This window comes from Pseudomonas sp. JAI115 (assembly GCF_014200835.1).
Classification (GTDB): Bacteria; Pseudomonadota; Gammaproteobacteria; order Pseudomonadales; family Pseudomonadaceae; genus Aquipseudomonas; species Aquipseudomonas putida_A.
In genome coordinates, this window is record NZ_JACHCY010000014.1 from 22,515 (window position 1) to 43,175 (window position 20,661).

At 61.5% G+C, this 20,661-nt stretch carries 15 protein-coding genes; 10 read left to right on the forward strand and 5 right to left on the reverse strand.

Going from position 1 to position 20,661, the window contains the following annotated elements:
- Position 1: 1 nt before the first annotated feature.
- From HDC30_RS23415 to HDC30_RS23445, 7 genes are all read left to right on the forward strand, one after another.
- Positions 2-1,582, forward strand: coding sequence for a VWA domain-containing protein (locus HDC30_RS23415; protein ID WP_183785248.1), 1,581 nt, complete (start codon positions 2-4; stop codon positions 1,580-1,582).
- A complete protein-coding gene (locus HDC30_RS23420) occupies positions 1,579-3,012 on the forward strand; it encodes a BatD family protein (protein ID WP_183785250.1) in 1,434 nt (477 codons plus the stop codon). Before HDC30_RS23415 ends, HDC30_RS23420 begins: the two co-directional genes overlap by 4 nt.
- Positions 3,009-4,031: an HAD family phosphatase gene (locus HDC30_RS23425; protein WP_115989900.1), complete on the forward strand. Its 1,023-nt coding sequence runs from the start codon at positions 3,009-3,011 to the stop codon at positions 4,029-4,031. The genes HDC30_RS23420 and HDC30_RS23425 overlap by 4 nt, the downstream gene beginning before the upstream one ends.
- 71 nt (positions 4,032-4,102) lie before the next feature.
- Positions 4,103-5,692, forward strand: a complete 1,590-nt coding sequence (locus HDC30_RS23430) for an arylsulfatase (protein WP_183785252.1) — start codon at positions 4,103-4,105, stop codon at positions 5,690-5,692.
- A 193-nt stretch (positions 5,693-5,885) separates the two neighbouring features.
- Positions 5,886-8,390 (forward strand): fused MFS/spermidine synthase, encoded by a 2,505-nt coding sequence (locus HDC30_RS23435; protein WP_183785254.1) that lies wholly within the window; start codon positions 5,886-5,888, stop codon positions 8,388-8,390.
- Between the two features lie 100 nt (positions 8,391-8,490).
- Positions 8,491-10,119, forward strand: coding sequence for a J domain-containing protein (locus tag HDC30_RS23440; protein ID WP_183785256.1), 1,629 nt, complete (start codon positions 8,491-8,493; stop codon positions 10,117-10,119).
- Positions 10,116-11,120 (forward strand): DUF3829 domain-containing protein, encoded by a 1,005-nt coding sequence (locus tag HDC30_RS23445; protein ID WP_285375694.1) that lies wholly within the window; start codon positions 10,116-10,118, stop codon positions 11,118-11,120. The genes HDC30_RS23440 and HDC30_RS23445 overlap by 4 nt, the downstream gene beginning before the upstream one ends.
- A gap of 48 nt (positions 11,121-11,168) precedes the next feature.
- Here HDC30_RS23445 and HDC30_RS23450 read toward each other — a convergent pair whose 3' ends face one another.
- A complete protein-coding gene (locus HDC30_RS23450) occupies positions 11,169-11,840 on the reverse strand; it encodes a DUF3313 domain-containing protein (protein ID WP_103367474.1) in 672 nt (223 codons plus the stop codon).
- A gap of 212 nt (positions 11,841-12,052) precedes the next feature.
- Here HDC30_RS23450 and HDC30_RS23455 point away from each other — a divergent pair, with 212 nt between their 5' ends.
- Complete coding sequence (locus HDC30_RS23455) at positions 12,053-14,413, forward strand: tetratricopeptide repeat protein (RefSeq protein WP_183785258.1); 2,361 nt, start codon at positions 12,053-12,055, stop codon at positions 14,411-14,413.
- 132 nt (positions 14,414-14,545) lie between these two features.
- Here the strand turns inward: HDC30_RS23455 and HDC30_RS23460 are convergent, their stop codons facing one another.
- From HDC30_RS23460 to HDC30_RS23470, 3 genes are all read right to left on the reverse strand, one after another.
- Positions 14,546-15,520 carry a hypothetical protein gene (locus HDC30_RS23460; RefSeq protein ID WP_096797325.1) on the reverse strand — a complete coding sequence of 325 codons (975 nt, stop codon included), beginning with the start codon at positions 15,518-15,520 and terminating at the stop codon, positions 14,546-14,548.
- A gap of 307 nt (positions 15,521-15,827) precedes the next feature.
- Complete coding sequence (locus HDC30_RS23465) at positions 15,828-16,307, reverse strand: DUF934 domain-containing protein (RefSeq protein ID WP_096797324.1); 480 nt, start codon at positions 16,305-16,307, stop codon at positions 15,828-15,830.
- Positions 16,304-17,977, reverse strand: a complete 1,674-nt coding sequence (locus HDC30_RS23470; protein WP_183785260.1) for a nitrite/sulfite reductase — start codon at positions 17,975-17,977, stop codon at positions 16,304-16,306. Before HDC30_RS23470 ends, HDC30_RS23465 begins: the two co-directional genes overlap by 4 nt.
- Positions 17,978-18,326: 349 nt before the next feature.
- Between HDC30_RS23470 and ccoN the strand changes: the two genes are divergently transcribed.
- Together ccoN and HDC30_RS23480 are read left to right on the forward strand one after the other, a co-directional pair.
- Positions 18,327-19,754, forward strand: coding sequence for a cytochrome-c oxidase, cbb3-type subunit I (gene ccoN / locus HDC30_RS23475; RefSeq protein ID WP_183785262.1), 1,428 nt, complete (start codon positions 18,327-18,329; stop codon positions 19,752-19,754).
- Positions 19,755-19,772: 18 nt separating this feature from the next.
- Positions 19,773-19,991: a hypothetical protein gene (locus HDC30_RS23480; protein ID WP_027613752.1), complete on the forward strand. Its 219-nt coding sequence runs from the start codon at positions 19,773-19,775 to the stop codon at positions 19,989-19,991.
- A 130-nt stretch (positions 19,992-20,121) separates the two neighbouring features.
- Here the strand turns inward: HDC30_RS23480 and HDC30_RS23485 are convergent, their stop codons facing one another.
- On the reverse strand, positions 20,122-20,613 hold the full coding sequence (locus HDC30_RS23485; RefSeq protein ID WP_027613753.1) for a hypothetical protein: 492 nt from the start codon (positions 20,611-20,613) through the stop codon (positions 20,122-20,124).
- Positions 20,614-20,661 lie beyond the last annotated feature (48 nt).

Below are 20,661 nucleotides of genomic sequence, written 5' to 3' on the forward strand. Positions count from 1 at the left end.
GATGGAGATCAATCTCAGCGACTTCCACTTTTTACGCCCGCTGTGGTTGCTGCTCGCGCTGTTCGCCGCGCTGCTGCCGCTGCTCTGGCGCCGCAGCCGCGACTTGCAACGGCGGCTGCGCAGCAACATCGCCGAACACTTGCTGCCGCACCTGCTGGTCACGCCAACGGATCAGCAGCGTCTGCGCCCGGTGCACTGGCTGTGCGCGGTGTTGGCACTCGGGGCGCTCGCCGCCGCCGGGCCGACCTGGGAGCAGGATCGCCCGGACTTTCTGCAGAATCGCGCGCCGCTGATCGTCGCCGTGGATCTGTCGCCATCGATGGACGCCAGCGACGTGCCACCGACGCGCCTGGAAGCGGCCAAGCACAAACTCCACGACCTGATTCAGCGTCGCGCCGGCGCCCGCACCGCACTGATCGCCTATGCCGGCAGCGCGCATCTGGTGTTGCCGCCGACCGACGATCCGGCGCTGCTCGACACCTTCATTCAGGCGCTGGGCACAGGTCTCATCGACAAACCGGGCAAGGACGTTAGCGCCGTCATCGAGCAGGCCAAACGCCTGCTCAGCGCCGAGCAAACCCCGGGCAGCCTGCTGTTGATCACCGACGGCGCTGACGTTGCACAGCTCGATGGTCTCGGCAAACAACTCGACGACAGCCAATTGCAGGTACTGGTACTGGCGGTGGGCAACGCGGATGGCGGCGTGATTCAGGGCGCCAATGGCCAGCCGGCAGTCGACAGCAACGGGCGTCCGCTGCTCGGCCATTTCGATCCGGCGGCACTCAAGCAATTGGCCGCCGCCCTTGACGCGCCGCTGGGCAGCCTCACCCTCGACGACGATGATCTGGACTGGATTGAGCTGCACGCGCAACAACATTTCCAGAGTGCCAGCGCCGAACAACAGCAATTGCACTGGAAAGACGCCGGTTACTGGCTGTGCTGGCCTCTTCTATTGTTGGCGCTGCTCGGTGTGCGCAAGGGCTGGAGCATCAACTGGGTACCGGCGCTGCTGTTGGCCACAAGCCTTGGCTGGCCTGCTGCACCCGCCCAGGCCAGCGCACTGACCGACGCGTTCTTCACCCGCGATCAGCAAGGGCGCTGGGCCGCCGAGCATGAGCATTGGCCGCAAGCGGCGGCGCTGTTTGTCGATCCGTACTGGAAAGGCGTGGCGGCCTATCACGCAGCAGATTACGACCTCGCACTGGCGACCTTCGCCCGGCTGGACACGGCGCAAGCGTGGTTCTACCTGGGCAACATTTACGTGCGGCGCTTCAAGTTCGATCAGGCGATCGCCGCCTATACCCAAGCCTTGCAACGGCAACCGCAGTTCCCTGAAGCCACGGCCAATCTGGCGCTGGCGCAGGCGTTGCTCAAGGACACCGACAGCGCCGAAAAGAACGCCCCCGAGACCAAACCGGACGAAGTGAAATTCGACAAGGCGCCGGGCAAGGGCCAGAGCAAAAAGGTCGAGACCGAGCAGGCGACGTCCGATGCGTTGTGGCTGCAGAACCTGAGCACCTCGCCGGCGAAGTTTCTCAAGCAGAAATTCAGTTTGCAGGATCAGTCGGGGGCCAGGCCATGAACCGGGTTGGCTTCATCGCTGGCAAGCCAGCTCCCACAAGGTTTTGCGCTGTTAACTCGATTGGCGAAAACACAGACACCCCCTGTGGGAGCTGGCTTGCCAGCGATGAGGCCAGATCTGCCAGCAAAAAAATCTGCACCTTGCTCATGACCGGCTTGCTCAGCCTGAATGCCTCTGCCGCCGAACCCCAACTGAAAATCCAGGCGCACCTGCAACCCGCCGAAGGCGCGATGGTCGGCGGACTGCTCGAGCTGCAAGTCGACGTGCTCACCGACACCTGGTTCACCAGCGCCGCCACCCTGCCCGAACTGAAACTCGACGGCGCCCTGGTCACGCCGCCGGACGGCCAGGCCCAACACCTGAATCAGACCATCGACGGGCAATCCTTCAGCGGCTTGCGCTACAGCTACCTGATCACCCCGAATGTCGCCCGCCGCTTCGATATTCCGCCGTTGACGGTCAGTGCGACACCCGGTCAGGCCAGCACAGCGATCAGCGCCCAAAGCCAACCGTTGCACTTCAGCACCACCCAGCCACCCGGCTTCAAACCCGGAGAAACGCCGCTGGTGGCCAGCGGTGTGCGCCTGAGCCAAAGCCTGACCAACTCGGCAACCCCGTTGAAAACCGGTGACAGCATCACCCGGCAACTGCTCCTGCAAGCCGATGGCGCACTGGCGATGGCGCTCCCGGTTCCGCCATTGGCTGACGTGGCCGGCCTGAGTCGTTACCTGCAGGCCCCACAAGTCACCCGCCTGGATGACGGCCGCGGCAACGTGCTCGGCGGTCAGCGGATCGACGCCGTCATCTACCGCATCGACAAGGCTGGCGCCTACACCCTGCCGGCCATCGCGGTGAAATGGTGGGACGTCAAAACGCAGCAGAGCCGCATTGCGCAAGTGCCGGCAGTGACCTTCGAAGCCGCAGCCAACAGCGCCTACAAACCGGTGTTTTCGATCACCGACGATCTCCAGCAGCTCGGCCGCAACAACCCGCATTTTTCCACGCGCTGGTTGCTGTGGCTGGCGCTGCTCGCCGTGTGCATTGGCGTCGGTTATTGGCTGCGTCCGGCGCTGTTGCGTGCACGGCACCAATGGCAGGCGCGCAAGTACGCGCGGCAACTGGCCTGGGAGCAATCGGCGGACTTCGCCTGGCAGCAGATCAACCCGCAGCTGCAGGCACAACCGGCGCAATTGAGCGCCTTGTATCTGTGGCTGCGGCGCAGTCGCCTCGGGCTGCAACTGGTGAATGCCGGCCCGCGCCTGCAAGGCCTGTTGCGCGGGCTTTATGGACGTGATCCACAGACTGCACAAACACTCGCTCAACTGCGTGAATCGTTGACTACGCTTCACAATCAGGCCGAACAACAGGCGCACAAACCGGCGTCGGCCCTGCGCCCGCTCAACCCCGTTCATGAAAGGGATTTCCCATGACCCATCCACCGCAGCAGCGTCAACGTTTCAGCCTTGCGCTGGTGTTTGCGCTGGCATTGCCACTGCTGGCCCAGGCCAGCGAGCCACTGCCGTCATGGAACGACGGCCCGGCCAAAAAACACATCATCGAGTTTGTGCAAGCGGTCACCGATCAGTCCGGCAAAGATTTCGTCAAACCCGCCGATCGCATTGCCGTGTTCGACAACGACGGCACCCTGTGGAGCGAGCAGCCGATGTATTTCGAGTTGCTGTTCGCCCTCGATGAGGTCAAGCGCAATGCGCCGCAGCACCCGGAATGGAAAACCACCCAGCCATTCAAAGCCGTGCTGGAAAATGATCATAAGGCACTGGCCGCCGCCGGCATGGACGGGATTATCAAGATCTTCGGCGCCACCCACACCGGCATGACCACCGAGGCTTTCGACGACTACGCCAAGACCTGGCTGAGTCAGGCCCGACATCCGAAGACCGGCAAGCCCTACACCGAAATGATCTTCCAGCCGATGCTGGAAATGCTCGACTACCTGCGCAGCCAGGACTTCAAAACCTACATCGTTTCCGGCGGCGACACCGCGTTCATGCGCGCCTTTGCCGAGAAGGTCTACGGCATCCCGCCGGAACAGGTGATCGGCACCACGTTCGTCACCGCGTTCCAGTTCAAGGACGGCCAGGCCTCGATCCTGCGCACCCGGAAACTGGCGCACAACGACGACGGCCCGGGCAAACCGGAAAGCATTGATGCAGTGATCGGCAAACGGCCGATCCTCGCGTTCGGCAACTCCGACGGCGACCTGCAGATGCTGCAGTGGATCGCCGCCGGCCCCGGCAAACGCTTCATGGGGCTGGTGCACCACACCGACGCCAGACGCGAGTGGGCCTACGACCGAAAATCCGATATCGGGCGACTCGACAAAGCCCTCGACGAAGCAAATTCCCGTGGCTGGACCGTGGTGGACATGGCGACCGAATGGCGCCGGATCTACCCGTTCGAGCCACCGGCAACCGGGCAGGTGCAATAAGAAAAAGCGTGATGCAGGACTGCAAGAAACGTAAGTCGCAACAACGACCCCCGCGATAAGGAGCAAGTCAGATGACTCGCATACGCAAGTGGCTACCGAAACTCGCCCTGGTGGCAACCTCGGTGATGGCGCTGTCGGCAACGGCCACAGCGGCTGAGAAACCCAACATTCTCGTCATCTTTGGTGATGACATCGGCCAGACCAACATCAGCGCCTACTCCATGGGCGTGGTGGGCTACAAGACCCCGAACATCGACCGGATTGCCAAAGAAGGCATGATGTTCACCGACTATTACGCGGAGAACAGCTGCACCGCCGGACGATCCTCGTTCATCACCGGCCAGACGCCGCTGCGTACCGGCCTGTCGAAAGTCGGTGCGCCGGGAGCGACGGTGGGCCTGCAAAAGCGCGATATCACCATCGCTCAGGCGCTCAAGTCTCAGGGATACGCCACCGGTCAGTTCGGTAAGAACCACCTTGGGGACAAAGATGAATACCTGCCGACCAACCATGGTTTCGACGAGTTCTTCGGCAACCTCTATCACCTGAACGCCGAAGAGGAACCCGAACGCCCCTACTGGCCCAAGGATGACCCGGACTTTGTCAAAGCCAACTCGCCACGGGGCGTAATCCACAGTTTCGCCGACGGCAAGATCGAGGACACCGGCGCGCTGACCACCAAGCGCATGGAAACCATCGACGACGAAACCACCGCTGCCGCGCAAGCGTTCATCGAGAAACAGGCCAAGGCCGACAAGCCGTTCTTCGTCTGGATGAACACCACGCGCATGCACCTGTTCACCCACGTGCGTGACTCGATGAAGGGCCAGAGCGGCATGCCCGGCAACGAATACGCCGACGGCATGCTGGAACACGACGGAGATGTCGGCAAACTGCTCAAGACCCTCGACGACCTGAAAATCACCGACAACACGATCGTGGTCTACACCACCGACAACGGCCCGAACCAGTTCTCCTGGCCGGACGCGGCGACCACGCCGTTCCGTAACGAGAAGAACTCCAACTGGGAAGGCGCCTACCGTGTACCGGCGATGATTCGCTGGCCGGGCAAGATCAAACCGGGGGAAGTGTCCAACGAGATGTTCTCGGGCCTGGACTGGTTCCCGACTTTGCTCGCTGCTGCCGGTGACACCGAGGTGAAAGACAAGCTGCTCAAGGGCTGGGCGCCGACCTCCGGAGGCAACAACTTCAAAGTGCATCTGGACGGTTACAACCAGTTGCCCTATCTGACCGGCCAGCAACCCAACGGTGAGCGTAAGGAGTTCTACTACTTCAACGACGACGGCATGCTGGTTTCAATGCGCTTTGGCAACTGGAAGGCCGTTTTCGCCGAGCAGCGAGCGCCGGGTGGTTTTGCGGTGTGGAGCAATCCGTTCACGCCCTTGCGCGTGCCCAAGATCTTCAACCTGAGAATGGACCCGTACGAGCGGGCCGACGTGGTTTCCGATCAATACTACGACTGGTCGACCAAAAACGTTTACCTGGTTGCCGTTGCGACAACCAAGGCAGCCCGCTTCCTGCAGACCTTCATCGAGTACCCGCCAAGCCAGAAACCGGCGAGTTTCAGCATCGACCAGATCCGTGCTGCGGTTGACGCGAAGATTGAAGAGAAAATGAAAGCGGCTCCGGCTGCGCAGTAAGACCGTTGAACTGCCGTCCGCCCTCATTGGCGGGCGGCCCTGTTTCCAATCTGGGATCGTATCGGCCCATTCGCGAGCAGGCTCGCTCCCACAGGGGATTTGTGGTGGACACAAGTCCAGTGTGGGAGCGAGCCTGCTCGCGAAGAGGCCGGCACCGACACAGCATTTTCCGAATTGAAATAAGGCAATCCGCATGTCCTCACGTATCGCCAGCAAGCCGTCGGCCATACCCACCACTCAAGCCGCCACCCCGGCGCTGCTGATCCCCGCCCTGCTGTTGTGCATCTCCGGCGCCGCCGCGCTGGTGTATCAGGTGCTGTGGATCAAGCAGTTGTCGCTGGTGGTCGGCGTCGAGGTCTATGCCATCACCACCGGCATCAGCGCGTTTTTTGCCGGGCTGGCCATTGGCGGCTGGCTGTTCGGGCGCTGGGCTGATCGCTTTCAGCAACCGGTGCTGCTTTACGCCGGGCTGGAAGTGTTGGTGGCGATTCTTGGTGTTGGCACCACGGTTGCGATGAGCCTGGCGGCGAGCCCGTTTGCCTGGTTGCAAGGTCATGTCGGCCTTCTCGCCTGGTGCTTGCCGTTCACGCTGGTGGGGATTCCGGCGGTGTTGATGGGCGGCACGCTCCCGGTATTGGTGCGCTCGCTGGCCGCGGATCCGGGCAGGGCCGGCGGTCAGCTGTATGCGGCCAACACCCTCGGCGCGATTGTCGGCACCCTGCTCGCCGCGTTCGTGCTGATCGTCACTCTTGGTGTGCGTGGCAGTGCGCTGTTTGCGGCGATGCTCAATCTGCTGGCCGCAGCCGGTGCGCTGTGGTTGCAGCGTCAGGTGCCGACGCCGATTACGGCTGCGGTCAAACATCACACCGAGAAAGCCGCGGACCGCACCGCACTGTGGCTGTACGCCATCGCCGGCGGCGTGGCGCTGGGGTATGAAGTGGTCTGGTCGCAGTCGATCGTGCAGTTCATGAGCACCCGCACCTACGCTTTTGCCGTGGTGCTCGCGACGTATCTCACCGGGCTGTTCATCGGCAGCGCCCTGCTCGCCCGCCGCGTCGAGCGCATTCGCGATCCATGGGGCGTGTTCGGTCTGTTGATTGCCGGTGCCGGGCTGATCGCCTTGCTGGAAATTGCCCTGCTCGGGCGCTGGCTGGTGTTGGCCCAGAGTCAGGCCGAGAGCTGGCTGCTGGCCTTGGGCGCCAGCGAACTGGCCGGTATGAGCGCACGTTTCGCAGTGGCGGCGCTGAGCATCGTGTTTGTGCCGACGCTGTTGCTCGGCGCGGCGTTTCCACTGGCGCTGCGCTTGAGTGTCGGTCGTGAGCGGGTCGGCCGCGATGTCGGGGCCGTGGTTGCGTTCAACACCCTGGGCGGGATTGTCGGGGTGATGTTCTGCGGTTTTCTGCTGATCCCGCCGCTGGGGCTGGTGCGCACGCTGGGCTTGCTGGCGATCATCGCGGCCGGCATCGGCTACGTGGCCGTGCGCAAGGGGCATCACGTCAAAAAAGGCCGGCGTCAGGCGGTGGTCGCGCTGGGACTGGTATCGGTGGCGTTGGCCGTACTGACGCCAGTGGACAAACTCGCCAGTCTGCTGCCCGGTGCGCGTAACGGCACGCTGGCGTTCTACGAGGAAGGCCGTGGCGGCACCGTGGCGGTGGTCGCTCAGGGCCGTGGTGAGAACAGCTTCCACCGCCTGTACATTCAAGGCGTGTCCAACACCGGCGACGCCATGCCGTCGCTGCGCTACATGCGCATCCAGGCGCTGCTGCCACTGCTGATCCATAACGGCGAGCCGCGCTCGACGCTGGTGATCGGCTTCGGCACCGGGATCACCGCCGGCGCCCTGCTGCGCTATCCGGGCCTGGAACAGCGGGTGGTCGCCGAACTGCTGCCATCGGTGGTCAAGGCCGCGCCTCTGTTCAAGGGCAACTTCAACGCTGCCAACGATCCCGGCGTCGAGGTGCGCCTGCGCGATGGTCGTCAGGAACTGTTGCGCAGCCCGCAGACCTACGACCTGATCACCCTCGAACCGCCACCGCCATCGGCGGCCGGTGTGGTCAATCTGTACTCGCGGGATTTCTATCAACTAGCGGCCAGTCGCCTGGAGCAACAAGGCATCGTCGCGCAGTGGCTGCCGCTGCCGACCCAGAACATCGACGATTCGCGCGCACTGGTACGCAGCTTCCTCGACGTGTTCCCGTATGCCTCGCTGTGGACCAGTGAGTTCCACGAGATGCTGCTGGTCGGTTCGCTGCAGCCGATGCAACTGGACGCGGCGAAAATCACCGAGCGCTTCCAGCAGGCCAGCGTACGCAGCACCTTGCAGGATGTCGGGATTGGCTCGGCACCAGCGTTGCTCGCGACCTGGGTCACCGACCGCGCAGGCCTTGAACGCTTTGCGGTAAACGCGCCGGCGGTGACTGACGATCAGCCCCGAATCGAATACGCGCCGTGGGTGCGCAGCAAGGAAATCACCCGGGTGCTGCCGGCGCTGCTGGATCTGTATGTGCCGCCGCCACTGGTGAATGCCGATACCGGGTTCACTGAGCGAATGGAGACCCACCGCCAGCGTCTGCTGCAGTTCTACCGCGCGAGCCTGCATGCCTACAACGGCGACCGCGATGCCTTGGGGCGGGACATGAGCGAAGTGATGCAGAGCGACGGCGGCAATCCATACTTCCGCTGGTTCGTCGGCAAATGAGCAACGGCTGAGGACTTTTCGACGCGAAACAGGTAGGGTGCGCAAAATCAAATTGCCATCACTGGGTCGCGTCGCAGGTTTTCATGGAGTTGTATACGCAATGAGTTGCTGGACCGTCCTGGGCCTGACGCCCGACGCCGATACGCGCAGTATCAAACGCCAATACGCTGCCCTCTTCAAAAAGACCCGTCCGGACGACGACGCCGAAGGTTTTCAGCGCCTGCGTGACGCGTATGAGCAGGCCCTCAACTACAAAGAATGGGCACAGTTCAACGACGACCAGCAGGATGACGACGGCAACTGGGACCTTACCGGTCTGACGGTAGTAGAAGTCGACGCGTTGCAGCAGGTGACGCGTTCGCTGGCGGGCATCAGCCTCGACGAACTGGTCCAGCGTCATGCGATGGCCGTTCAACAGGGTTGCGCGCATATCCTCGAAGACACTGTCCTGCAGCACTGCATCGAGCATCCCGATACATCGGAATCTCTGGTGGACTGGGCGATTCCCACATTTCACTGGTTCAGTGCCTGGCAGCGCCTTGAACTGGACGAGGAATCGATCACGCTTCTGCTCGCTCAGCAGCGCGAGCGTATCGCTCGCCCCCTGCGTGACGCCCTTGAACTAGAGGACGACGAAGATTTTCTGCAGGCGTACAAGTCTCGCACGCAGTACCTGTGGCTCGAAGCAGAAGTGCACCGGCAATGGCTCAACCTGCTCCTCAGTCAATTGCTGCTGGATAGCCGTTACTGGTCCTCAAACCTTTTCGAACAGGTATGCGCCGGCCAGGGCTGGCACCCAGGCCCAACCAACCGTTGCCCCGAGAGTGAATGGACGCGCCTGCTCGCCCGTCATGAAGCGCCGATTTTTCTCGCGCGGCAGCGCCAGCTTGCCGAGGCACCGCTCGCCACGCCTGAACACCGCGCCGCGCGCATGCTCCTGGGCAACGGCCCCTTCAATCAACGTCGCGCTCTGGCCCGACGCCTGCGCGAAGAAGACTGGGCCCAGTGCCGTAAGTTGAGCTCGGCGCTGTACGCCAATAACCCACAGGTCTGGGCGGAGATGCCCGGTGGCACCGCGTTCTTCTGGCGCGACTGGGAATTGAGTTTCAACGATTGGCCGACATACGTGGGTGTCGTGCTGGCTTGTCTGATCGGCTCTTTTACCCACTTCATCCCGCAGGGCCTGCGCGTCAGCGGGCTGATCAACATTGTCATGATCACGACGGTCGTATTTGCCGTGATCGCAGCCGGGCTCAATTGGCTGGTGCATGACCTGGCCCATCGCTGGTGGTTACTGGATGACCGGCTCAGTGCACGCCTTCGCCTGGGCTTGCGCTCCGACTCGCCGCCGTTCGGAGTTCTGCGCGACCTCATTCCCTGTGCGCTGATGGCAGCCGGACTCAGTTGGCTTTTCGGTCCGATCGCTGGCGTTGTATACACCGCAACCCTCGCAGTTTTCGGGCTGGTACGGCGGCGCCAGGTCAAACCGCAGGTCTCTTGGGAGCAGAGCAGCCCAATTCTGAAAATCTGTCTGACGAGTCTGGGGATAGTGGTTCTGGTCGTTGTGCTGGGTGTCATCAACGTGATCGCCAGCCAAGGCACGGTCAACCGTAATCAGGGGTTGCAACCCTGGACTGAACGTTCGTGCAGCCGTATGCCGGCGACCACCACCGAATGCAACGCACCGGCCACCGTTGAGCAGTGGTACGGCAAGGAGGCGCGACCGTGAAAAACGCGAACTTGTTGTTCCCCATTGGTCTGGTGATCGCCGTTGTCGTGATGGGATTGATGGGGGCCAGTCGGCCCTTCTCACAACTCGACCTCTGGCTGGACGGACGCGATGCGCCGATCACCGCCCAGGCCAATGCCCTGAGCCCGCTCATCAGCTGCGTCAACCGGGTCGACGTGCAATGGCGAGTGGCTTACGACCGTTACAAGAGTCCCCAGCCGCCTCAGCCTCACAACCAGCAATGGATGCTTGGCCTCAAGGATTTCGACGACAGCGATGCGTTGAATGTGCGTGACATACAGCGCGACGTCTGCTCTCAAGGCCTCGCCGAAAAACTTCAATTACTGGCCTACCAGCCCGAATTGGCGCGAAAGGCAACTGAATACGCCCGCTCGCTGAATACACTCGCGACGGTGATTCCGGTCGGCCGGATTTACAGGGAAGCCAGCTTTTCGACCGGGTCGCAAAACCCGGCGGCCATCATTGTCGAATCTGCATTCATCGAGTCCGCTGCGAGCGGTTACATCAAGGCGTCAACGGCCCTGAGAGAAGCCTTGCTGCCACTGGACGCCGCGCAACGCCCCGAACAGCTGAAACGGATGGAAGCGCGTCTGGGCAAGGATATCCATTGGTATTTACTGGCATACATGATCCAGGCCCGAGAAACTATCGACTTGCTCGATGAAGGCATGAGAAACCGCACACTGACGCCACAATTGCTGGCCGACACCACGGCAAAGCTGCAGCAGGCATGGGATCGTCGGGCACCCTTCCTCGTCTCGCAAAACAACGCGTTCAGGACGAAGACGGACGCGGCGCGGGATCTGTGGTTCCACATCGGCGAGCCAGCGACCCGCTATCTGGCGGCGTTGAAAACACTGCACAAGGACTGGCAGGACCACGCACCACCGCAGCAACTGAGCGACGACTTCCACGCAGTCAACCGGAGTTACGACGGTCTGCTCAGTCATTACAACCGCCAGGCCCGAGCCGAGTTCTGATGAAACACGCACGGGATCGTTCGCCCTGAACGATCCCGCTGGCGGATCTTACTTCGACTTGAGCTTGAGATAGGACTGATGCATGTCCGCCGCCCAGCCATCGATCACCGCTTTGACGTCATCGGCTTTCATTACCTGAGTGTCGTTTGCCAATGGTTTGCCAGTGCCCTTGCGCACAACCTGGGCCACAACCTTATTGCTGCCGCCGTCGAGAAACACCGCTTCGGTGGCGAGTGTGGTTTCCTGATCGCGGATACCGCTAGCCGTGCTGACCGCTGCCGCAACCAGCGCAACCGGGATGATTTCATACGGTTTGAGGCCTTCGGTCTTGCTGCTCACGGCAGTAATCGCCGCACGTACCACGATTACACCGGGGCCAGGGCCGTTGGCCAATGGCAAGGACTTGCTGATTTCGCGCTTTAGCGCTTGATCGTAGTAGCTGGTGATGCCGTTGAGGGTCTGTTGCGGAATCTTCACCGTCGCCTGCGGCTTGGGATAGAGCTGGGTCGGCTCGACGTAGACGCTGGTAAACCGGTTGATGTCGAGCTTCGGATCGACCCAACGCATTACCTCGGCACCGGACGGTGATCTGGCTTCCCGGAGCTGGCTGTAGTCCTTGAGAAATCCGGAGTACTGGTCAGGCTCGACAACCTTACTCGAACACCCCGCCACTCCAAGCGTGGCGATGCAGAGGGTGCTCATCATCAGTGCAAGCTTCATGCTGTAACTCCTGTCAGAAAGCCGAAGAAATTGCTTGGGGGAGTTACAGTTATAGCCAATGCCCGCGTATTTGCCCTGCAAACATTGAAGATTCACACGTGGTTGCGCAGTTGATCACAACCGCCATTTGACAGACAGCGACTCATCCGGCAAAGCTGCATCGAGCTTGAACGCATGCCAGCAGGCCAATGCATCTGACCACGGAAGTCGTAATGCCCAAGCATAAAAATAAAGTCGTACAGCCTGATCCTGATTCATCCCGACAGCCCCTTTCACGTTACCTGTTCCCCCTCACCATCGGTGTGCTGCTGGCCGCAGTGGCGGGAATTGGCTGGTTTCTGTTCAGCCCCGCGCCCGCGCCGTACACGGCCCCGCCGATCAGCGCGGCGGCGCCTGTCGTCGCCAAACCGCAACCTGTGGCGCAGAAGCCCGCGACCATGGTCGATGAGCAACAATGCCAGGGCTGTCACACCGAGCAGGTCAAGGACTGGCAAGGCTCGCATCACCAATTGGCGATGCAGGCAGCGAATGGTGAAACCATGCCCGGCGACTTCAACAACGTCACCTTCAAGGCTGAAAACGAGACTACCCGCTTCTCGCGCAAGGGCGACGAGTTCTGGGTCAATACGCCGGGTATCGATGGCAAGAACGCTGACTTCAAAGTCGCCTACACCTTCGGCATTGCCCCGTTGCAGCAGTACCTGATCGAGGTCGGCGAAGGCCGATTGCAGGCGCTTGGCGTGGCGTGGGATACCGAGAAACACCGCTGGTTTCACCTCTACCCCGGCCAGGGCGTGAACTTCAAGAATCCGCTGCACTGGAGCAAGCCGAGCCAGAACGCCAACTTCATGTGCGTCGAGTGCCACACCACCGGTTTCAAGCGCAATTTCGATGCGGCCAGCAACACGTTCAACAGCCAATGGAACAGCCTCGGTGTCGGCTGTCAGGCCTGCCACGGTCCGGCCTCGAATCACCTGCAATGGGCGCAGAAAAAAGACGACCTGATCCACAAGGGTTTCGTCGTCGACCTCAAGGACAAGAACGCCAGCGTCGAGATCGAAACCTGTGCCCGCTGCCATGCGCGCCGGGCGCCGCTGGGCGATGGCTACACCGTCGGCAAGCGCTTGATGGACGACTACCTGCCGAGCACCCTCACCCGCGAACTGTATGCGCTGGACGGCAAGATCAAGGATGAAGTGTTCGAACACGGCTCGTTCCTGCAAAGCAAGATGTTCGACAAGGGTGTGCGCTGCAGCAACTGCCACAATCCGCACAGCACTGAACTCAAGGCGCCGGGCAACGCCGTGTGCCTGCAATGCCACAACACGGCGGGCAAGACTTCGGTCGCTGGCGTCGACGGCAAGGGCCTGCAAGCGAAGAACTACGATTCCATCGAACACACCCGCCACACCCTGGGCCAGCCCGGCTCGCAGTGCGTGGATTGCCACATGCCCGGCAAGTTCTACATGGGCAACGACTTCCGCCATGACCATAGCTTCAGCATCCCCAACCCGGAACGCGCGCAAAAACTCGGTACGCCCGATGCGTGTCTCAGCTGCCATCAGGGCAAGGCCGGTGACAAGATCACCGCGCAGTTCAAGCTGTGGAATGCCTCCGCATCGACACCGCAGGCACCGCGCTATGACGAGAGCCTGTGGCTGATCCGCAACGGCCAGCCGGGTGCGGCGGACGCTTTGCATGAGCAATTGCAGCGCAGCGATCTGCCGGCAATTCAGCGTGCGACGTTACTCGCCGAACTGCCGCTGTACCCAAGCGATCAATCGCTGAAACTGGCGACCCGGGATCTGCAGAATCCGGCGCCGCAGGTGCGCGAAAGCGCAGTGCGGGCGATCAGTGCCTTCCTGCCACCCATCGAGCGCGCATCGTTGTTGACGCCACTGCTCGGCGATCCGGTGAAAGCCGTGCGCATCGTCGCGGCGCGGGATCTGCTCAGCGTCGCGCGCAACAGCGGCCTCGGCGCCGCGCAGGACAATTGGGACGCGGCGATTGCCGAGTATGAGGCGGTGCAGAACAGTCTCGCGGAACGGGCCGAGGCCAACCTGAACTTGGCGATGTTGTATCAGGCCAGTGGCCGCGCATCCGAAGTCGAAGGGTTGCTGCGCACGGCACTCAAACGCGATCCGGATTTCTACCCGGCACTGGTGACGCTGGTGCAATGGCTGGAGGCCAATGGCCGAGGTCAGGAAGCGCAGAGCCTGCTGGACGACAGCCTCAAGGCGCACCCGGAGGCTGCGTTGTTGCAGCACACCCGTGGCCTGTCCTTGATCCGCGCCGGCAAGACTGCCGGAGCCATGGGCGCGCTGCACAAAGCCGCGCAACTGGAGCCGCAGAACGCGCAATACGGTTACGTGCTGGCGGTGGCGTTGCACGACAGCGGCAAGGTGAGCGAGGCGTGTGCTGAGCTGGAGCGTTTGCTCAAGGTGCAACCGGCGAACCGCAATGCGCGGTTGTCACTGATCCAGTACTACCTGGAGAACAGCCAGGAGCCGAAGGCACAGGTGCTGTTGCAGGGCTGGAAGAAGATGAACATGGGGGATCCGGCGCTGAAGTGAGCGCTGATCCCTTGTGGGAGCGGGCTTGCTCGCGAATGCATTCTCTCAGCCAACATCAAGGGTGACTGATGTACCGCATTCGCGAGCAAGCCCGCTCCCACAGGGTCAGTGATTGGTCTCAAACACTGAGTGTTACCAGGACGACGTCGCCCCACTCTTCAACGCCATCTCGCGCCGGCTGTTGGCGCGCATCGCCTTGATCAGCGATACCGAGCCCACCAGCAGGATCGCCGCGCCGAACAGGAAGTCGATGTTGTACAGCTGGAAGTCCTGCACCGGCCCCACCAGCAGCACCCGAACCACGGCAATCGTCACCAGCGTGGCGAGGAAATCGATCCCCGGCTCGTCGCGATAGAACACGTGCAGCAGCGGCAGGCACAGCACCAGCAGCAACAACAGCACCACGACCTTGAACGAGCCTTTGCGCTCGACACTGAACGCGCATTCGTGCGGGCCGTAGGCCTTGTAATCCTCGTCGCGGATCATCGAGTTCTTCTCGTTGATGTACTCGACGCGGTTGTATTTCTGAATCGGCGTGAAGGTGTTGGACATCTCCATCAGCGTGGTGATGTTCTTGAAGCGCAGGTCGATGCGCTCGCTGCCCTTGAGGTAATACAGCACCGGTTTGTAGCCGTAGCGATAGGTGTCGAAGGGGAATTCGGTGACTTGGCCCTGCACGCCGATCGGGCGAGGTTCAAGCTCGGCGTAGGCGCTTTTGGTCGGTGAGGCGAGGTTGCGGCTCAGCGGCTGAACCTTGACCTGTTCGAGGAAGATCGGCGTCACGCCGTACGACCACTGCAACGGTTCCAGCCGCAGACGCAGTTCGTTGCGGCCCAGGTCGTAGCGGTTGAAGGTGCGTTCGGAGACCACCAGCGAGCCACTGAGCATGAACTCGCCGCGCAGGTTGTTGGTGACGCGCAAGGTCAGTTGATCCTTGCCCAACAGCGCCGCTTCGGTGGACGGCGGCGCGCCGCACCAGGCGGTGCTTTCACCGGCGCCGCCCAACTGGCCGTCACGGTTTTCCTTGAACACATAAAAGTAACTGGCCCACAGCGTCAGCATCAACAGCAACGCCGTGAGGCCCAAAATCTTTTTGCCCGCACTCACTACCCAGACTCCCTTCTTCGTTCCGTCGTCCAGCCGAAAACCCGCTGGCGACGGGGACTCTACCAAAAGGCCAGCATCGACCCAAGGAAAAATCCGGGAATGGTGCGGGATGTAAGGGTTTCCCCTGTATAGAAGGGGCCGCTAGACAATTTTGGTGAGGGGATTTATCCCCGACCGGCTGCGCAGCGGCCGCAGAACCAGCCAACAGGTTTTAGCTGAAGAAATGCTTCGGCAGATTTCAGGTCTGCTTCGCAGCCCATCGGGGATAAATCCCCTCACCACAAAGTATCTATCAAGCAATGGATATTCAGCGTCTGCGGAACAACGGCCGTGGCTCGATCACCGAGCGGCCGTACAGCACGCTCATGCCGGCCAGTCCCTTCAGCGCATCCTCAGCCGATTTGTCCTCGCGCACCGCAAAGCTGTCGAACCCGCACTGGCGCATATGGCTGAGCTGATCACGCAGCACATCGCCAATCGCGCGCAACTCGCCAGCCCAGCCAAACCGGCTACGCAGCAGATACGCCTGACTGTAGGCACGACCGTCGCGAAAGCTCGGGAAATCCAGGGCAATCAGCGGCAGCGAGGCCAGCCACGGCACCACGCTTTCAACTTCATCGTCCGGCCCCAGCCACACCGCGTGGGTCGAGGGCGATTGCAGCCAGTGCGCCAGCGGCAGGATCAGCAACCCTTGCGGCCTGCCCTGCTCCGGCTCGCGAACCAGCGTCCATGGGTCGTCCTCGATCAGGCGTGCGACACCTTGCTCCAGACGCAGCAGATTGTTCATGCCGACGCCTCCAGCACTTTCGGGTAGACGCGTTCCTTGAAAGGCTCCAGGCCAATGCGCGCCACGGTGTCGACAAACAACTCCTCGCTTTCGCGATAACGCACAAACGTACCGATGATCCGCTCGATCACCTGTGGCACTTCGGTCGCGCTAAACGACGGGCCGATGACCTTGCCCAGTGCGCTGTGCTTACCCTGCGCGCCGCCGAGGGTGATCTGGTACCACTCGCTGCCGTTTTTATCGACGCCGAGAATGCCGATATTGCCGATGTGGTGGTGGCCGCAGGCGTTCATGCAGCCGGAGATGTTCAGGCTGATGTCGCCCAGGTCGTGCAGGTAGTCGAGGTTGTCGAAACGCGCCTGAATCGCCTGGGCGATCGGGATCGACTTGGCGTTGGCCAGCGCGCAGAAATCGCCGCCTGGGCAGGCGATGATGTCGGTCAGCAGGCCGACGTTGGCGCTGCCCAGATTGCGCCCGCAGGCCAACTGCCAGAGTTCATACAGGTCAGACTTTCGAACATCGGGCAGGACGATGTTCTGCTCATGGGCAATGCGAATTTCGCCAAAACCGAAGCGCTCCGACCAGTCGGCCACCGCCAGCATCTGCAATCCGGTGACATCCCCCGGCGGTGCGCTCAGACCCGGTTTGGTCGACAGCACCACGCTGGTGTAACCCGGTTTCTTGTGCGGCTGCACGTTGCGCGCGACCCAGCGGGCGAACGCCGGGCTTTCAGCCAGATGCGTGCCGAAATCCAGATCGGTATCGGCCAGGGTGTGATAGATCGGCGGCACGAAGGCACTGGCGACCCGCTCGTATTCAGCCTCGGTCAGCTGCGCCGGGCCGTCCTTGAGGTGCTTCCATTCTTCCTCGACCTCTTTGGCGAATGCCTCGATGCCCAGCGCCTTGACCAGAATCTTGATCCGCGCCTTGTACTTGTTGTCGCGCCGGCCATGGCGGTTGTAGACCCGCAGGATCGCTTCGACGTAGGACAGCAGATGCTGCCACGGCAAGCCTTCGCGGATCTGCAGACCGAGGATCGGCGTGCGCCCCAACCCGCCGCCGACGATCACCCGCAGCAGCATCTGCCCGTCGCGCCCCGGGTAAAGATACAGGCCGATGTCATGCATCATGATCGCCGCACGGTCCTGCTTCGCCGAGCAGATGGCGATCTTGAACTTGCGTGGCAGGAACAGAAATTCCGGGTTGATCGTCGACCATTGCCGCAGGATTTCGGCCAGCGGGCGCGGGTCGATCATCTCGTCCGCCGCGACCCCGGCAAACGCCTCGGTAGTGATGTTGCGCACGCAGTTGCCGGAGGTCTGGATCGCGTGCATGTCGACCTGCGCCAGACGTTCGAGAATGTCCGGCACTTCGCTCAGCTTGATCCAGTTGAATTGCAGGTTCTGCCGGGTGGTGAAGTGGCCGTAGCCGCGATCGTAATCGGCGGCGATGCTCGCCAGCGTACGCATCTGCTCCGCACTCAGGGTGCCGTAGGGAATCGCCACCCGCAGCATGTACGCGTGCTTCTGCATATACAGACCGTTTTGCAGACGCAGCGGCAGGAACTCTTCCTCGCTCAACTCTCCGGCCATGAAGCGCTCGACCTGATCGCGAAATTGCCCAACGCGCTCGAACACCAGTGCGCGGTCGTAATCGTCGTATTGATACATGCAGCGGCTACCCCATCAGAATTGTGCGCAATTCCTGTAGGAGTGAGCCTGCTCGCGATTGCGGTGTGTCAGGCAACTGATTTGTTGACTGACACACCGCAATCGCGAGCAGGCTCACTCCTACAGATTTTGCCAGCACTATGCAGGTGCAGCGCAGCACGCAACAGATTCACCTGAAACGATAAAAACCATATCAGGGCGCGGCAGAACGCCGCAGGCAGCACTTCAATCTGATCCGTACAAATGAAAGATTCCTGAGCCTGTTTTGTTTCCAGTGGTGTTCCTACAGTGCAGCTCGTGCCAGACCAGGGTGGCCTGGCAAGACTTTGCAACCGTGGATGAACTGACCATGAGCACAGCAACAATCGGACAGGCGTATAACTACAAGGTCGTCCGCCAATTCGTTATCGCGACGGTTTTCTGGGGTGTTGTCGGCATGGCGATGGGGGTCTGGATCGCCTCGCAACTGGTATGGCCGGGCATGAACCTCGACCTGCCCTGGACCACCTTCGGCCGCTTGCGGCCATTGCACACCAGCCTGGTGATCTTCGGTTTCGCCGGCAGCGCGCAATTCGCCGCCAGTTACTACGCGGTGCAGCGCACCTGCCAGGTGCGGCTGTATTCCGACAAGCTCGCGGCCTTCACCTTCTGGGGCTGGCAATCGGTGATCGTGATCATGCTGATCACCCTGCCGCTGGGCTACACCACCACCAAGGAATACGCCGAAATCGAATTCTCCGGCGCGGTGTGGATGGCGGTGGTCTGGGTCGCGTACGCCATCGTGTTTTTCACCACCGTGGTGCAGCGCAAGACCAAACACATCTATGTCGGCAACTGGTTCTTCGGCGCGTTCATTCTGGTGATCGCCATGCTGCACGTGGTCAATCACCTGTCGATCCCGGTGGACTGGTTCAAATCCTATCCGGTGTATTCCGGGGCGACCGATGCCATGGTGCAATGGTGGTACGGCCATAACGCGGTGGGTTTCTTCCTGACCACCGGGTTCCTCGGAATGATGTATTACTTCGTGCCGAAACAGGTCAACCGCCCGGTGTATTCGTATCGGTTGTCGATCGTGCATTTCTGGGCGCTGATCACCCTGTACATCTGGGCCGGCCCGCACCACTTGCACTACACCGCGCTGCCGGACTGGGCGCAGTCGCTGGGCATGGCGATGTCGCTGATCCTGCTGGCGCCGAGCTGGGGCGGGATGATCAACGGCATGATGACCTTGTCGGGCGCCTGGCATAAGTTGCGCACCGACCCGATTTTGCGCTTCCTGGTGCTGTCGCTGGCGTTCTACGGCATGTCGACCTTCGAAGGCCCGATGATGGCGATCAAAACGGTCAACGCCCTCTCCCACTACACCGACTGGACCATCGGCCACGTTCACGCCGGGGCCTTGGGCTGGGTGGCGATGATCACCTTCGGCGCGACCTACCATATGGTGCCGAAAGTCTTCGGCCGCGAGCAGATGTACAGCACGCCGCTGATCAACCTGCACTTCTGGCTGGCGACCATCGGCACGGTGTTGTACATCGCTTCGATGTGGGTCAACGGCATCACCCAGGGCCTGATGTGGCGGGCGATCAACGAGGACGGCACGCTGACTTATTCGTTTGTCGAGGCGCTGCAGGCCAGTCATCCGGGGTTCATCGTGCGCTTTGCCGGCGGGGTGTTCTTCCTCAGCGGCATGCTGCTGATGGCCTACAACGTCTGGCGCACGGTGCGGGTCGCCGACGTGGCGCTGGCACGCAGCCAGGCGCAGATCGCCTGAGGCAGGGAGCCGCAGAGGATGGATATTTTCTTGAATGTGCTGGGGGTGGTGTTTCTGTGGCTGGCGGTGGAGTACTGCCTGCGCCATCAGACTTCAGAGAGCCTGGATGATGCGAGCATGGTGCCGTTTGCTGATGATCCGGAGGTGGCACGGCGGGTTGAGTTGGCCACCGGTAAAACCGTGAAAGCCGTGGCGCCGGAAGAGGCGAAACCGGGCTGGATCAACCTCGAGATGTAACCCCACCACCGCCCCTTTGTAGGAGTGAGCCTGCTCGCGATTGCGGTCATTCAGCCAACTGTATGGTGACTGATATACCGCTATCGCGAGCAGGCTCACTCCTACAGGGGACTTGTGCAAATCCTGAGATCTAGGCGCGATCGCGCGGAATCAGGCTCTGCAACTGCTGTGCGAGAAAATCCGCATCAAACACAAAGGTGTCGGGATCCTTCAGGCCATTGGTCTTGCGCCATTGCCACTCGCCGTTCGGCAGCCCGACCAGCGAAATGCTGCCATAGCGCGCCGCCGTCAGGCCCATCACCGCCAGGGAAATCTGCCCGGCGCTGCCCATCACGTCCGGCACGAATTCCACCGGTTTGCCGGCAATCACGATGCTCAGTTTTTCAGTCTTGAAGGTCGAGGTTTCCACCGGCGTGCTCGGCCCGAATGCGACGTAAGCCTCGCGGCTCACCTCCAGCAGGTTCGGTGCCTGCACCGGTTCCAGCCATTGCTGGATCTGGCCGAACAGCTCGGTGATGCGGCTGGCCCACGCCTGTGACTGCGTTTCGAACAATTGCTTCTTGTGCGCTTCACTCTCGGCATAGTGACGAAGCATTTCGCCCAGTTGTTGTACGTCGTTCATCGGTACGTTCCTCGGGGAGAGCCTGCGATAGTCGATAGTGACAGATCG